The 14,481-nt window shown below is 72.8% G+C and carries 13 protein-coding genes; 12 read left to right on the forward strand and 1 reads right to left on the reverse strand.

The genetic code is table 11. The annotated features are described in order from the left end of the window. Positions 1-48: 48 nt before the first annotated feature. From J2S46_RS27290 to J2S46_RS27345, 12 genes are all read left to right on the forward strand, one after another. Positions 49-300 (forward strand): RNA polymerase subunit sigma-70, encoded by a 252-nt coding sequence (locus tag J2S46_RS27290; RefSeq protein WP_307351444.1) that lies wholly within the window; start codon positions 49-51, stop codon positions 298-300. 1 nt (position 301) lies between these two features. After that, positions 302-871 carry a Clp protease N-terminal domain-containing protein gene (locus tag J2S46_RS27295; RefSeq protein ID WP_191291953.1) on the forward strand — a complete coding sequence of 190 codons (570 nt, stop codon included), beginning with the start codon at positions 302-304 and terminating at the stop codon, positions 869-871. Positions 872-1,138: 267 nt separating this feature from the next. Further along, on the forward strand, positions 1,139-2,815 hold the full coding sequence (locus J2S46_RS27300; protein ID WP_191291952.1) for a sensor histidine kinase: 1,677 nt from the start codon (positions 1,139-1,141) through the stop codon (positions 2,813-2,815). Next, complete coding sequence (locus J2S46_RS27305; protein ID WP_191291951.1) at positions 2,815-3,255, forward strand: roadblock/LC7 domain-containing protein; 441 nt, start codon at positions 2,815-2,817, stop codon at positions 3,253-3,255. The genes J2S46_RS27300 and J2S46_RS27305 overlap by 1 nt, the downstream gene beginning before the upstream one ends. Next, positions 3,252-3,632 carry a DUF742 domain-containing protein gene (locus J2S46_RS27310; protein WP_191291950.1) on the forward strand — a complete coding sequence of 127 codons (381 nt, stop codon included), beginning with the start codon at positions 3,252-3,254 and terminating at the stop codon, positions 3,630-3,632. The genes J2S46_RS27305 and J2S46_RS27310 overlap by 4 nt, the downstream gene beginning before the upstream one ends. Continuing rightward, positions 3,613-4,254: a GTP-binding protein gene (locus tag J2S46_RS27315; RefSeq protein ID WP_191291949.1), complete on the forward strand. Its 642-nt coding sequence runs from the start codon at positions 3,613-3,615 to the stop codon at positions 4,252-4,254. The genes J2S46_RS27310 and J2S46_RS27315 overlap by 20 nt, the downstream gene beginning before the upstream one ends. Further along, positions 4,251-5,498 (forward strand): cytochrome P450, encoded by a 1,248-nt coding sequence (locus tag J2S46_RS27320; RefSeq protein WP_191291948.1) that lies wholly within the window; start codon positions 4,251-4,253, stop codon positions 5,496-5,498. The genes J2S46_RS27315 and J2S46_RS27320 overlap by 4 nt, the downstream gene beginning before the upstream one ends. Positions 5,499-5,544: 46 nt before the next feature. Beyond that, positions 5,545-6,747, forward strand: coding sequence for a cytochrome P450 family protein (locus J2S46_RS27325; protein WP_191291947.1), 1,203 nt, complete (start codon positions 5,545-5,547; stop codon positions 6,745-6,747). A 309-nt stretch (positions 6,748-7,056) separates the two neighbouring features. Beyond that, entirely contained in the window at positions 7,057-8,421 is a 1,365-nt protein-coding gene (locus J2S46_RS27330; protein WP_073924843.1) for an ABC transporter substrate-binding protein, read from the forward strand. Positions 8,422-8,649: 228 nt separating this feature from the next. Beyond that, positions 8,650-9,657 (forward strand): carbohydrate ABC transporter permease, encoded by a 1,008-nt coding sequence (locus J2S46_RS27335; protein WP_191291946.1) that lies wholly within the window; start codon positions 8,650-8,652, stop codon positions 9,655-9,657. Beyond that, on the forward strand, positions 9,654-10,616 hold the full coding sequence (locus tag J2S46_RS27340; RefSeq protein ID WP_191291945.1) for a carbohydrate ABC transporter permease: 963 nt from the start codon (positions 9,654-9,656) through the stop codon (positions 10,614-10,616). Before J2S46_RS27335 ends, J2S46_RS27340 begins: the two co-directional genes overlap by 4 nt. A 313-nt stretch (positions 10,617-10,929) precedes the next feature. Continuing rightward, on the forward strand, positions 10,930-12,624 hold the full coding sequence (locus J2S46_RS27345; RefSeq protein ID WP_191291944.1) for a DUF4153 domain-containing protein: 1,695 nt from the start codon (positions 10,930-10,932) through the stop codon (positions 12,622-12,624). A 131-nt stretch (positions 12,625-12,755) separates the two neighbouring features. Here the strand turns inward: J2S46_RS27345 and J2S46_RS27350 are convergent, their stop codons facing one another. Next, entirely contained in the window at positions 12,756-14,270 is a 1,515-nt protein-coding gene (locus J2S46_RS27350; protein ID WP_268255713.1) for an MFS transporter, read from the reverse strand. Between the last annotated feature and the right edge of the window lie 211 nt (positions 14,271-14,481).

Consider the following 14,481-nt stretch of genomic DNA (forward strand, 5'->3'; position numbering starts at 1 on the left):
GTGTCAACCTGGGTTGACAGGGCGCGACTGTCAACCTAGGTTGACACCATGAGCGACACCAAGGAACTCGCGGCAGCCGCGAGCAGTCGTGACCCCGCCGTGGGCCTGCGGGCGGTCCGCGCCCTGCGCGACCTGGCGGACCGCCTGGAGGACCTCCAGGTCGGCAACGCCCGCGGCCAGGGCTGGTCCTGGCAGGACATCGCGAAGGACATCGCGACCTGCCTCGGCGTCAGTCGGCAGGCGGTCCACAAGAAGTACGGCCGACGCGGTTTCGGTACGGACGAGAAGGACGGAGGCTGAGATGTTCGAACGATTCACCGTCGCCGCGCGCGGGACGGTCGTGCAGGCCAGGGAGGAGGCCGCCGCGCTCCGGCACGACCACGTGGGCACCGAGCACCTGCTGCTCGGCATGCTGGGGCAGGCCGACGACCCCTCCGCGCAGGTGCTCGTCGACGCCGGGCTCGACCTGGCCACCGCCCGGGCCGCCGTGGTCCGGCTGCTCGGCTCCGGCGACGACGCACAGGCGCTCGCCGCCATCGGGGTGGACCTGGACGCCGTCCGGGAGGCGGTCGAGGCCGCCTTCGGCGAGGGCGCGCTGGACGGGCCGGCGAAGGGGGAGGAGCGCCGCGGCCGCGGCTGGTTCAAGGCCGGCGGCCGCAGTCCGTTCACCTCCCGGGCGAAGAAGACCCTGGAGCTGTCGCTGCGCGAATCGATCCGGCTCGGCTCCGGTCACATCGCGGTCGGCCACCTGCTGCTCGGCCTGCTGCGCGAGGGGCAGGGGCTCGGCGCCCGGGTGATCGCGGATCACGGGCTGGACTTCGCGGCGGTGCGGCGGGCCGTCGAGGCCCGGCTGACCGAGTCGGCGGGCTGACCGGCGGGGCGCCCCGAGGGTGACCCGGCCCGCCCGGCGGTGCGGCGCCGCCGGGCCCGGACCCCCGGCCGGGGGTGTCGGCAGGCCCGATCCCGGTGTTCCCGTACTGGCCGTCAACTGGTCGGTCGAGCACCTCACATGAATGGATATGATCTTCCGACCGCGCAGATCGAACAACCGCCCGGAGGCCCACGGCAGCGTGCCCTCCGGGCGGTTGCGCGCTGTCGCCCGCCCCGCCGTCGACGCCTGCAGCCGAGGACCGGACTGATGAGAGCACGCACGAGACCCGCCGTCGGGCCCCGCCCGCGACCGGCCCCGCGCACCATCGCCCTGACCGCCGCCGCGGTGCTGCCGGCCGCGGTCGCCGGCCCGGTGGCGGTGGCCCGGGCGATCGCCGCGGACCAGCCGCTGACCGCCGGCGCCGTCTGCGCCGTCGTCGTCCTGTGGTGCATCGCGGTCGGCCTCGCCGCCGGCGCCACCGAGCGGGCCCGCCGCCTCGCCGCCGAACTGGCCGCCCGCCAGGACGAACTGGTGGACGCCCGGGACGAGGCGGCGGGTGCCCATGCGCGGACCGCCGCGTCCACCGCCGCCGCCGAGGCCGCCCGCAAGGAGCGCGACACCGCCCTGGCCACCCTGGCCGTCGCCCAGGACGAACTGGCACGGGCCGAGAAGGAGGCCGAGACCCGGCGCGCCGAACGCCGCGACCTGCTCCGGCTGACCGACGAGATCCTCCCCGCCGTGATCGAACGGCTGCGCACCGGCGCCTCCGTGGACACCGCGCTCGCCGAGCACCGCCGCCACCCACAGATCGCCGTCCTGCGCACCGTCGCCGAACAGGTCGGGCGCGGGGAGCGCGAGCGGGCGGCCGCGCTCGCGGTCTGCGCCACCGCCGCCGGGCGGGTCCAGGCGCTGGCCACCAGCATGCACGCCGACCTGCGGGAGATGCAGCACCGGCACGACGAGGACGTCCTCGGCGATCTGCTGCGGCTCGACCACTCCACCGCCCAGGCGGGCCGGCTGGCCGACAGCATCGCCGTCCTCACCGGTGCCCGCTCCGGCCGGCGCTGGACCAAGCCGATCGGCGTGGAGTCCGTGCTGCGCGGCGCGCTCGGCCGGATCGGCGCCTACCAGCGGGTGCGGCTGCACAACGCCAGCACCGCCGCCGTCGCCGGGTACGCCGCCGAGGGCGTGATGCACGCGCTCGCCGAACTCCTCGACAACGCCGCCAACTTCTCCGCGCCGCCGGCCGAGGTGCACGTCTACGTGGAGGAGGCGTACGCCGGGCTGGTGATCACCGTGGAGGACGGCGGCCTCGGCCTCGGCGACAGCTGGCTGCGCCGGGCCGAGCGGGCGGTCTCCGGCGAGCCGCTCGACCTCGGCGCGCTGTCGGCGGGCACCCGGATCGGTTTGGCGGTGGTCGGCTCGCTGGCCCGCAAGCACGGGCTGACGATCTCCTTCCGGCCGTCCGCCCGGGGCGGTACGGGCGTGGTGATGCTGATCCCGCAGCAGTTGATCACCCACCCGCCGGCCACCGAGCCGCCGCCCGCCCGTCGGGCCCCGGACCCCGCCTCCGTCACCGCCCCCGCGTCCGCTCCTGTCACCGCCCCCGTCCCGGCACCGGCGGCGGCCGCCGTGCCCGGCGACACCGCCGGGCCGGGGAACGGGCCCGGGAACGGGCCCGTCACCGACGGCGGCCTGCCGCAGCGCCGCCGCGGCCAGACCCTCGCGGCCGCGACGCTGTCCGCGACGACGCTTCCCGGCGGGACGCCCCCCGCCGCATCCGCGCCGCCGCAGGCCGCCGCCCCCGACCGGACCGCCCCCGTGCAGACCTCCCCCGAAGGGACCGCCGCCGTGCGGGCCGCCCGGTTCGGGGCCTTCCGCAAGGCCCTGCAGGGCCAGGACACACCCGACGATTCCCCCGTACCCCCGAAGGACGACTCCTGATGAGCAGCGCGACCGGCCGTGACCTCGACTGGCTGTTGGAGAACCTGCTGACCGCGACGCCCGGCGCCAGGCACGCCCTGGTGCTCTCGGCGGACGGTCTGAAGCTCTGCCACACCGCCGCCCTGGACACCGATCAGGCGGACCAGCTCGCCGCCATCGCCTCCGGCATCCAGAGCCTGGCGCACGGCGCCTCGATCGAGTTCGGCGACCGCAGCGGCGGCGTCCGCCAGTCGATGACGGAGTTCCACGGCGGCATCCTGTGCATCGTCGCGGCCGGCGAGGGCGCGCACCTGGCCCTGGTCACCGACGACGACGCGGACGTGGGCGTGGTGGGCCACAACATGCACGGCCTGATCGAGCAGATCGGCAGCCACCTGAGCGCCCCGCCGCGGGACCAGGACGAGGGTGACGGCCGGCCGGCCGGCGCCGGCCCGGTATGAGAGCACGGCTGGCGCCGGGGGGCCGCGACGACGGCCCGGACCGGCTCTACACCGTCACCGGTGGGCGCAGCCGTCCGCCGGAGAACGTCTTCGACCTGGTCACGCTGATCGTCGCGGAGGGCGGCCCGACCCCCGGCATGCAGTCCGAGCTCGCCCGGATCCTGCGGATCTGCTCGGCCCCGACGGCGGTGGTGGAGATCGCCGCCGAGCTGAGGATGCCGGTCTCCGTGGTGAAGATCCTGCTCGGCGACCTGCTGGAGGCGGGCCGGATCACCGCCCGCCACCCCCGCTTCTCCCCGGCCCGGCGCCCCGGCGCCGCCCGGCTGCCCGATCTCGACACGTTGAAGCAGGTGCTCGATGGACTCCAGCAGCTCTGACACGGCGCACCACCCGGGGCGCGCGCCGCTGCGCGGGACCGCCGACAACGGCATGAAGATCGTCGTGGTGGGCGGCTTCGCCGTCGGCAAGACCACCCTGGTCGGCTCGGTCAGCGAGATCCGTCCGCTGAACACCGAGGAGACCATGACCCGGGCGGGCGTGGGCGTCGACGACCCCTCGGCGGTGCCGGACAAGCGGTCGACCACGGTCGCCTTCGACTTCGGCCGGATCACCCTCTCGGACGAGAACGTGCTGTACCTGTTCGGCGCGCCCGGGCAGGAGCGGTTCTGGTTCCTCTGGGACCGGCTGTTCAGCGGGGCGCTCGGCGCGGTGGTGCTGGTGGACACCCGGCGCCTGGAGGAGTCCTGGTACACGATCGACCGGCTGGAGCACCACGGCACCCCGTTCATCGTCGCCCGCAACAACTTCGGCGAGCCGACGCACGGCCTGGACGAGGTCCGCCGCGCGCTGGACCTGCCCGACGACGTCCCGCTGGTGGACTGCGACGCCCGGGACCGCGAGTCGGCCAAGCAGGTGCTGATCGCACTCGTCCGCCATCTGCACACCCGCGTCGAGGCCTCCCAGCGGGAGGGCGCGGCCGATGAGGAGACCACCCCGTGACCGAGCCCGCCCCGACCCCGCCGCCGGGCTGCCCGGCGCACGCCCACGCGGCCCCGCTGTACGGGCCGCGGTTCCAGACCGACCCGGCCCAGGTGTACCGGGAGCTGCGCGCCGCCCACGGGCCGGTGGCGCCGGTCGAGCTGCCCGGGGGAGTCCCGGGCTGGCTGGTCATCGGCTACCGCGAGCTGCAGCACGTCACCGGGCAGCCGCAACTCTTCGGCCGGGACTCGGCGCGCTGGAACGCCTGGCCGTCGATCCCGCAGGACTGGCCGATGAGGCCGATGACGGCGCCGGTGCCCTCGATCCTGTACTCCGAGGGCGCCGAGCACCGGCGGCGGTCCGCCGCCGTCGGCGACGCGCTGGCCGGCGTGGACCAGTACGAGCTCAGGAAGCACGCCGAGGAGATCGCCGACGGGTTGATCGACGCCTTCGCCGGCCGCGGCGAGGCGGACCTGGTCGCGCAGTACGCGCACCGGATGCCGCTGCTGGTGCTCTGCCGGCTGTTCGGCCTCGGCGAGGAGGAGGCGCCGGAGCTGATCGAGGGCCTGCTGACGATGCTGGACGGCGGCCCCGACGCGCAGGACGGGGCGCTGCGCCTGCTGGCCGGCATGGAGCGGCTGGTCGCGGAGAAGCGGGAGTGGCCCGGCTCCGACATCCCGTCCCGGATGCTGGCGCACGAGGCCGCGCTCGGCGAGGTGGAGCTGATGTGGGACCTCCGGGTCCTGCTGATCGCCGGCCACCAGCCCACCAGCTACTGGATCTCCAACGCGCTGCGGCTGATGCTCACCGACGAGCGGTTCGCGGCCTCGCTCTCGGGCGGGCGGCGCAGCATCGGTCAGGCGCTGAACGAGGTGCTCTGGGAGGACACCCCGACGCAGATCTTCGCGGGCCGCTGGGCGACCAGGGACACCCAGCTCGGCGGGCAGCGGATCGCGGCCGGGGACCTGGTGCTGCTGGGGCTGGCCGGGGCGAACGCCGACCCGTCGGTGCGGCTGGCCGACGGCGCGCCGGCCGAGGGCAACCGCGCACACCTGAGCCACTCCTACGGCGAGCACGGCTGTCCGTCGCCGGCGCGGGAGGTGGCCGAGATGATCGCGACCACGGCGATCGAGGTGCTGCTGGACCGGCTGCCGGACCTGCGGCTGGCGGTCGCGGAGCACGCGCTGGTGTGGCGTCCCTCGCCCTGGGTCCGCGGTCTGGTGGCCCTGCCGGTCTCCTTCACGCCCGGGTACGTGGCCGGGTGAGCGGTCCCTGCCTTCCGTCCGATGTCCGAACCCGAGGAGTGTGCCGATGACCGGACCGATCGTGCTCGACCCGCTGGCGCGGGACAACGCGGCCGAGGGCGCGCTGCTGCGTGCGGCCGGCCCGGCGGTGCCCGTGCTGCTGCCCGGCGGGGTGGCCGCCTGGGCGGTGACGCGGCACGCGGCGGCGCGGGAGCTGCTGACCGATCCCCGGCTGGTGAAGGACGCCGGGCACTGGGCGGCCTTCCAGCGCGGCGAGGTGCCGCGGACCTGGCCGCTGATCGGGCTGGCGGTGCCCGGCCCCAGCATGGTGACCACCGACGGGGCGGAGCACCGGCGGCTGCGCGCGCTGGTGGCGCAGGCCTTCACGCCCCGGCGGGTGGAGCTGATGCGCCCGCGGGTGGAGGCGATCACGGCGAAGCTGCTGGACGCTCTGGCGGCCGGGCCGGCCGAGGTGGATCTCAAGACGGCGTTCGCCTTCCCGCTGCCGATGACGGTGATCGGCACGCTGCTGGGGGTGGACGAGGCCGACCACGCCCACCTGCGCGACCTGTACGAACGGTTCTTCGGCAGCCGCCCCGACCCCGACGGGATCCAGGCGACGATCGCCGCGCTGAACGCCTTCGTCGGCGGGGTGGTGTCACGCCGCCGGGCCGAGCCCGGGGACGACCTGACCAGCGCCCTGCTCGCGGCGGACGTGGAGGGCGGCGCACTCGGCGACGCCGAGGCGGCGGCCACCCTGCGGGTGATCATCGCGGCGGGGCACGAGACCACCGTCAACCTGATCAGCAACGCCGTCCGGGCCCTGCTCACCCATCCGGAGCAGCTGGCGCTGGTCCGCTCGGGGGAGGTGCCGTGGTCGGCGGTGGTCGAGGAGTCGCTCCGCTGGACCCCGCCGACGAGCAACTTCCTGTTCCGCTTCACCACCGAGGACGTCGAGGTCGACGGGGCGGTGATCCCGCGCGGCGAGCCGGTGCTGATCTCGTACAACGCGATCGGCCGGGACCCGGCGCAGCACGGTGCCACCGCAGAGCTGTTCGACGTCACCCGGGACCCGGCCAGGCACCTCTCGTTCGGGCACGGCCCGCACGTCTGCCCGGGTTCTCCGCTGGCGAGGCTGGAGGCGGCGGTGGCGCTGCCGGCACTGTTCGAACGGTTCCCGGGGCTGGCGCTGGCGGTGCCGGACCATGAGTTGTCGCCGAGCCCGTCGCTGGTGGTCAACAGTCTGAAGGAGCTGCCGGTCAGGCTCTGAGGGGGCGGCCGGTGCGATCAAGGCGGCGGCGGGGCGTCCTCGGGTCGGCGAGGGGTGCCCCGCCGCTGCTCGTGGGTGACGGCTGCGTGCTCCAGCACAGGTCGGTCACGACTCCGACTCTGGCCGATGAAGGTCGAACGGACACCTTGGCGCCAGGTTGCCATTACGTTAACGTCTTCAAGCCAGCTACCGCTGGGTACGGACAGATCTCGTGTACAGCGCAGTGTTGCTCCGCCATATCGCCGTTGCCCGAAGCCCTGGCCTGGAGGACGCTTTGACCCTCACCCTGACCGCGACCGAGGTGTGCCGATGAACGCCCGCCGACGCCTGCTGGTGGCCCCCGCCGTTCTGGCCCTGGCGCTCACCGCAGCCTGCTCCAACAGTTCCGGCGGTTCCGGTGGCTCGGGCGGAGGTTCGGGGTCGGCGGCCGCGCTGACCGGTGACTGCGCGCAGTTCCAGCCGTACGCGGGCCACTCGGGGACCAAGGTGACGATGTTCGCCTCGATCCTCAGCCCGGAGTCGGACAACCTGGAGAAGTCCTGGGCCGACTTCAGCAAATGTACGGGTATCAAGATCAGCTACGAGGGCTCCAACGACTTCGAGTCCCAGCTGCCCGTCCGGGTGACCGGCGGCAACGCGCCCGACTTCGCGATCATCCCGCAGCCCGGCCTGCTGGCCCAGATGGTGAAGACCGGAAAGGTCGTGAAGCCGCCGGCCGGCACGGTCGCCAACGAGGACAAGTGGAGCCCGGTCTGGAAGACCTACGGCTCGGTCAACGGCACCTTCTACGCGGCGCCGATGAGCGCCAACATGAAGTCGCTGGTCTGGTACTCCCCGAAGACCTTCAAGGACGCCGGCATCGAGGTGCCGAAGACCTGGGCCGACCTGATGGCCGCCAGTGACAAGCTCGCCAAGGCCGGCGGCGCCAAGCCCTGGTGCGGCGGCATCGGATCCGGCACGGCCACCGGCTGGCCCGCCACCGACTGGCTGGAGGAGATCGTCCTCGGCTCGTACGGCGGCGAGGTCTACGACCAGTGGGTCGAGCACAAGGTGAAGTTCAGCGACGAGAAGATCACCACCGCGATGCAGACGCTGGCCGGCTGGATGCAGAACCCGGCCTGGGTGAACGGCGGCATCGGCGACGTGAAGTCGATCGCCACCACCACCTTCCAGGACGCCGGTGCGCCGATCCTGGCGGGCAAGTGCGCGATGCTGCAGCAGGCCTCCTTCTACAAGGCGCAGTGGCCCAAGGGCACCAAGGTCGCGGCGGACGGCGACGTCTTCGCCTTCCACCTGCCGGCCGTGAACCCGGCGGTCCCGAACCCGGTCGAGGGCGGCGGCGAGTTCCTCGCGGCCTTCTCCGACCGGCCCGAGGTCCAGGCCGTGCAGAACTACCTGTCCAGCTCCGACTGGGCCAGCAGCCGGGTGAAGACGGCCTCCGGCTGGGTGTCGGCCAACCAGGGCGTGGACAAGAGCCTCTACACCGACCCGATCGACCAGCTCTCCGCCTCCAAGCTGACCGACCCGACCGCCACCTTCCGGTTCGACGCCTCGGACCTGATGCCGGCCGCGGTCGGCTCCGGGCAGGAGTGGAAGTCGCTGACCGCCTGGTTCGCCGAGGGCCAGTCCATCCAGCGGGTCACCGCCGACATCGACGCAGCCTGGCCCCAGTAACCGGCGGTCCGGCCGACCGCCGGCCGGCGTCAACAGTTGAACGGTCGGCCCGCCGGTGCACACCGGCGGGCCGACCGGCCGAGACCACCTGCCGAGGGCGGTGCGGGGCCACCCACCCGCACCGCCCGCCCCTACGCCCCACCGGCGCCCACCTGCCGGCCGTCACCACCCCTCGCCCCGACCGCACCCCGTCGGGGAGGAGCGGGATTCCAGGAAGGACGAACAGTCATGTCCGTCACCAGGGCACTGCTCGCCGACGGCGCGTGGACCGACGCGAGCGTCAAGCTCGGCAACATGGTGGGAGCCGTCGCGGGTTTCCTCGGCATCCTGCTGGTGATCTTCTTCGTCGCCGGCCGGGCCTCCGGACGGATCGCCCGCCCGCTCGCCGTGGTGCTGTTCCTCGGCCCCGCCGTCCTGCTGCTGATCGTCGGGCTGGTCGCACCCCTGGTGCGCACGGTCTACCTGAGCTTCTACAACGACGACGGCACCAAGTTCCTCGGCGGCAAGAACTACGGCTGGGCGCTGACCACCGAATCCGTCCAGCACGTGCTGCTGAACACCCTGCTCTGGCTCGCGGTCGCCCCGCTGGCCGCGACCGGGCTCGGGCTGCTGCTCGCCCTGCTGATCGACCGGGTGCGCGGGCAGGCCGTCTACAAGTCGCTGATCTTCATGCCGATGGCGATCTCCCTGGTCGGCGCGAGCATCATCTTCAAGTTCGTCTACGACGCCAGGGACGTCTCCCAGTCGCAGATCGGTCTGATGAGCCAGCTGGCGATCAGCCTGGGCTGGCACCACCCGCCGAACTGGATGCTCTCCCAGCCGCTGAACACCTTCCTGCTGATGGTCGTGATGGTGTGGGTGCAGACCGGCTTCGCCATGGTGGTGCTCTCCGCCGCGATCAACGCGATCCCGGACGAGGTCACCGAGGCCGCCCGGCTGGACGGCGCCGGCGGGGTGAAGCTGTTCTGGTTCGTCACCGTGCCGATGATCCGCACCACCCTGGTGGTGGTGCTCACCACGGTGATGATCACCACGCTGAAGGCCTTCGACATCGTCCGCACGATGACCGGCGGCAACTTCGGCACCCAGGTGCTCGCCAACGAGATGTACTCCCAGTCCTTCGTGCAGTTCAACACGGGCCGGGGCAGCGCCCTCGCGGTGATCCTCTTCCTCGGGGTGCTGCCGCTGGTGGCCTACAACATCCTCCAGCTGCGCAAGGAGCGTGCCGTCCGATGAACGAGACCGGCGCGGCCCCGGCCGCCGAACCCGCACGCGCGACACTGCCGGCCCCCGACCCGGGGCCGGTCCGCAAGGCCTTCAGCAGCCCGCTCGCCTCGGTTTTCGTGATCGCCGTGACGGTGCTCTGGACGATCCCGACCCTCGGCCTGCTGGTCACCTCGCTGCGCCCCAAGCAGGACGTCGCCGGGAGCGGCTGGTGGACCGTGGTCACCCACCCCGACCTGGGCCTGTCGAACTACCACACGGTGCTCTTCGAGGGCGGCTTCGGCGTCAGCGGCGGTCTGCTGCCCTACCTGGTCAACTCGCTGGCGATCAGCGTCCCGGCGACGGTCTTCTCGCTGGTGCTGGCCGCCATGGCGGCCTACGGGCTGTCCTGGGTGCGGTTCCGGGGCAGCGACGTCATCTTCTTCGTGATCTTCGCGCTGCAGGTGGTGCCGCTGCAGATGGCGCTCATCCCGCTGCTCCAGCTCTTCTCCGGCGGGGCGCACCTGGGCTCGGTGACCATCATCCCCGCCTTCAACCTGAGCGGGACGTACGCGCCGGTCTGGCTGGCGCACACGATGTTCGCGATGCCGTTGGCGATCTTCCTGCTGCACAACTTCATCTCGCAGCTGCCGCGCGACCTGATGGAGGCGGCGATCGTCGACGGTGCCTCGCACTTCAAGATCTTCCGCTCGATCGTGCTGCCGCTCTGCACGCCGGCGCTGGCCTCCTTCGCGATCTTCGAGTTCCTCTGGGTCTGGAACGACCTGCTGGTGGCGCTGACCTTCGCCGGCGGTACGCCCGAGGTGGCCCCGATGACCGTCCGGCTGGCCCAGCTCTCGGGCTCCTTCGGCGGACGCTGGGAGCTGCTGACGGCGGGTGCCTTCCTGTCGATCATCATTCCGCTGATCGTCTTCTTCAGCCTGCAGCGCTACTTCGTCCGCGGGCTGCTCGCCGGCTCGGTCAAGGGCTGAGCCGCTCCGCGCGGCCGGCGGAGCGCCGCCGTACGGCGGCGACGGACGCGCGGTACGACGTCCGACGATGGTGTCCGGGGGTGTCCGGACAGGGGCCCGGTGGCCGCCCGTGACGGGTGGCCACCGGGCCTTCGTGCGTGTGGCCGCTTGTGTCACAAATCTGCGACACAAGGCCTCCGAGATAGATTTGAACTTGTTCAGAATGATCGTCCTCCCTAGAGTCTGCGTCATGTCGCGGCGCCGATCCAGCGCCTGCCGGCGGACTGCCCCGTGGGCTGGTTCCGCATGCCCACTGACCAGTTGAGGGTGACTCATGTCCGATTCGTCCATACCCGAGCCGTCGCCCGGCACGCCGTCGCCCGCCGACGCGCACCCCCCGGTCACCCCGGAACCGGCCGTCGCGGGGGCGGGCTTCGCCGAGGCCCGCCCCGCCGACCCGTTCGCGGCCCCGTTCGCCGCTCCGCCGGTCCCGCCGGGCCCCCAGCCGTTCCGGCCCCAGCCGCTGCCGCCGAACCGGCTGATGGCCGAGACCGCCCCCGCCCGCCGGTCGCCGGCCACCCTGCGGGTGCTGCTGGCCGCGGTGGCCGCGGGCCTGCTCGCCGCCTGGCTCTTGGGGGAGGGTGTCGGCGTCAACCTGCTGATCTGCGCCCTCGCCGCCACCGCGACGGCCGGGCTCTCCGCCAGGGCCGCCGGGCGCCGGGTCCGCCCCTGGACGGTGCTGTGGAGCGTGCTGGCCGCGGTCGTCCTGGTGGTCCCCGTGCTCTCCGACGCCGGGTGGCCGACCTTCCTGGCCGTCGCCTCCTCCCTCGGACTGGCCTCGCTCGCGCTGCACGGCGGGCGCCGCTGGACGGGCGTCACGCTGGCCCTGCCCGGCTTCCTCTGGCACCTGGTGCCCTCGCTCCCCTGGGCGCTCCAAGCCCTGCGCGGCCGGGACTACCCGGCCCGGGACAAGGTCGTGCCGATCCTCAAGGCGACCGCCGTCGCGGTGGTGCTCCTGATCGTCTTCGGCGCCCTGTTCGCCAGTGCCGACGTCGCCATGGGTGACGTGCTGTCGAACCTGACGCCCTCCGTCGAACTCGACGACCTGCCGGCCCGGTTCCTGCGGTTCGTGCTGGGGACCGTCCTGGTGCTGGGCTTCGCGCACCTCGCGGCCGGCCCCCGGGTCTGGGACCGCGCGACCACCAAGCCCGGCCGTGAGCGCGGCCGCCTGGAGTGGGCACTCCCGCTGACCGCCCTGAACCTGATGTTCGCCACCTTCACCGTGATCCAGGTCGTGGTGCTGGCGGGCGGCCGCGACGCGATCACCAAGAACACCGGGATGAGCCGCTCGGAGTACGCCCGGCAGGGCTTCTGGCAGCTGATGGTGATCACCGTCCTCACCCTCGGCGTGGTGGCGCTGGCCAAGCGGTGGGCACCGCGCTCCACGCCCGCCGACCACCGGCTGACCCGGGCACTGCTCGGCACCCTCTGCGTGCTGACCCTGGTGGTGGTCGGCTCCGCGCTGCTGCGGATGTCGTACTACGTGGACGCCTCCGGGCTGACCACGCTGCGGCTGTGGGTCCTGGTCGTGGAGATCTGGCTCGGCGTGGTCTTCCTGCTGGTGATCGCCGCCGGCGTGCTGCGCTCGGGCTCCTGGCTGCCGCGCGCCGTGGTGCTCAGCGCGGCCGTCACCGCCGCCGTGTACGGGCTGATGGGGCCGGACGCCATGGTCGCCGAGCAGAACGTGGCCCGCTACGAGAAAAGCCCGACCCGGCAGATCGACCTGCGCAACGTCCGGGACCTCTCGCTGGACGCGGTGCCGGCCCTCGACCGGCTGCCCGAGGACCTGCGGACCTGCGCGCTGCAGGAGATCAGCCGGGCGCTCGCCGACGGTCCGGCGCCCTGGTACGCCACCAGCCTGGCCGAGTCCCGGGCCCGGGAGATCCTGGAGCGGCACCCGATCGGCCGCCACCCCGCCGCCTCCTGCTCGGCGGTCGGGTTCAAGGAGCGCTATTCGTACGACTACTGACCGACAGCCGGACTCCCCCCACGGTCGGGGGCCGGGCGGCGGCGGGGGAGCGACGACGGCGCCGGCCGGGAGCGGAGTGCTCCCGGCCGGCGCCGTGGTTCGGGCGGTCCGGAGACCGCCGTGGCGGTGCGTCAGAGGATCGCGCCGTGCGCTTCCCCGGTCGGCAGGTCGCTCGCCTTGGCCTTGATCACGAAGACCGCGACCAGCAGGGCGACCCCGGCCAGCACGGCACCCACGATGAAGCCCTGCGAGATGCCGTACGCCAGCACCTGGTTGCCCATCGCCGCGGCCTGCTCCTTGGTCGGCGCGACGTCCTTCGGCGCGGCGGCCATCAGGTCGGCCGTCTTGTCGGCCGCGGCCGTCGCGAACACCGTGGTCAGGATCGACAGGCCGAGCGAGCCGCCGATCTGCTGCATCGAGTTGAGCAGGCCCGAGGCTGCGCCGGTGTCCTGCTCGGCGACACCCGCCACGGCGAGCAGCATCACCGGCACGAAGATGAGGCCCATCCCGAAGCCGAAGATGACGGTCGGGATCAGCACGCCGTCGACGTAGCCGCTGTCGGCGCTCAGGGTGGTCAGCCAGGTGAGCCCGATGGTCACCAGCGCGGCGCCGCCGGCCATGAACGGCTTGGGGCCGAGCTTCGCCTGGAAGGTCGAGGCGATCTGCGCCGCGACGATGATCGCCGCGCTGATCGGCAGGAAGGCGACACCCGCCCGCAGCGGGCTGTAGCCCAGCGGGCCCTGGACGAACAGGGTGATGTAGAAGAAGATGCCGAACATGGCGGCCGCCAGGCAGAGCATCATCACCAGGCCGCCGGTGCGGTTGCGGTCGGCGAACAGGTGCAGCGGGGTGATCGGCTGGGCGGTGGTCCGCTCGATGACCACGAACGCGGCCACCAGGATGAGGCCCAGGGCGAAGGAGCCCAGGGTGATCGGGTCGGACCAGCCGTCGGAGGCCGCCCGGATGAAGCCGTAGACCAGGGCGACCAGGCCGACCGTCGAGGTCAGTGCACCGGGGATGTCGAAGCGGCCGGTCTGGCGCTCGGACTCGGCGATGTAGCGCGGAGCGGCGAACGCGATCAGGGCCGCGATCGGCACGTTGACGAAGAACACCCAGCGCCAGTCGAGGTACTCGGTGAGCAGGCCGCCGGCCAGCAGGCCGATCGCGGCGCCGGAGCCGGCCACCGCGGAGAAGACGCCGAACGCCTTGTTGCGTTCCGGCCCCTCCTCGAAGTTGGTGGCGATCAGCGCGAAGGCGGTCGGTGAACAGATCGCGCCGCCGATGCCCTGCAGGGCGCGTGCGGCCAGCAGCATGCTGCTGTCCTGCGCGAATCCGCCGAGCAGCGAGGCGAAGCCGAAGAGCAGGGTGCCGATGATGAACACCCGGCGGCGGCCGAGGATGTCGCCCGCCCGGCCGCCGAGCAGCAGCAGCCCGCCGAAGGTGAGGGTGTACGCGTTGATGACCCAGGAGAGGTCGGTGGTGGAGAACTTCAGCACGTCCCGGATCTGCGGCAGCGCGATGTTCACGATCGTGGCGTCGAGCACCACCATCAGCTGGGTCGCGGCGATCACGGTGAGCGTGATGCCTTTGCCCCGGCTTTTGCCGAGTGGCGGAGAGTTCTTGCTGAGTGTGTCGGAGATAGCCAAGATGTGCCCCCTGCTGGCTACTGCTTCGTATGCTTTCGACTGCGGTCCGCGAAGGTCTGCCGTGGTCCGGGCGTGCTCCGGGCATGGTTCGGCGCCTGCTCCGGTGCGTGGTCCGGGAGGTGGGCCGGACCGGCCTGCCGGGCCGTGGTCGCGGTCTATGAAGGAACGGCAGCGTTCACTAAGCTGGACGATAGCCGGTGCGTGTTTGTGA

It is taken from the genome of Kitasatospora herbaricolor (genome assembly GCF_030813695.1).
In the GTDB taxonomy this organism is placed as follows: Bacteria; Actinomycetota; Actinomycetes; order Streptomycetales; family Streptomycetaceae; genus Kitasatospora; species Kitasatospora herbaricolor.

Bases quoted from the DNA above. Each gene is read 5' to 3' on its own strand.
- J2S46_RS27315 (WP_191291949.1), top strand. From the start codon at position 3,613: ATGGACTCCAGCAGCTCTGACACGGCGCACCACCCGGGGCGCGCGCCG.
- J2S46_RS27345 (WP_191291944.1), top strand. From the start codon at position 10,930: ATGTCCGATTCGTCCATACCCGAGCCGTCGCCCGGCACGCCGTCGCCC.
- J2S46_RS27300 (WP_191291952.1), top strand. From the start codon at position 1,139: ATGAGAGCACGCACGAGACCCGCCGTCGGGCCCCGCCCGCGACCGGCC.
- J2S46_RS27310 (WP_191291950.1), top strand. From the start codon at position 3,252: ATGAGAGCACGGCTGGCGCCGGGGGGCCGCGACGACGGCCCGGACCGG.
- J2S46_RS27295 (WP_191291953.1), top strand. From the start codon at position 302: ATGTTCGAACGATTCACCGTCGCCGCGCGCGGGACGGTCGTGCAGGCC.
- J2S46_RS27305 (WP_191291951.1), top strand. From the start codon at position 2,815: ATGAGCAGCGCGACCGGCCGTGACCTCGACTGGCTGTTGGAGAACCTG.
- J2S46_RS27330 (WP_073924843.1), top strand. From the start codon at position 7,057: ATGAACGCCCGCCGACGCCTGCTGGTGGCCCCCGCCGTTCTGGCCCTG.
- J2S46_RS27340 (WP_191291945.1), top strand. From the start codon at position 9,654: ATGAACGAGACCGGCGCGGCCCCGGCCGCCGAACCCGCACGCGCGACA.
- J2S46_RS27325 (WP_191291947.1), top strand. From the start codon at position 5,545: ATGACCGGACCGATCGTGCTCGACCCGCTGGCGCGGGACAACGCGGCC.
- J2S46_RS27290 (WP_307351444.1), top strand. From the start codon at position 49: ATGAGCGACACCAAGGAACTCGCGGCAGCCGCGAGCAGTCGTGACCCC.
- J2S46_RS27335 (WP_191291946.1), top strand. From the start codon at position 8,650: ATGTCCGTCACCAGGGCACTGCTCGCCGACGGCGCGTGGACCGACGCG.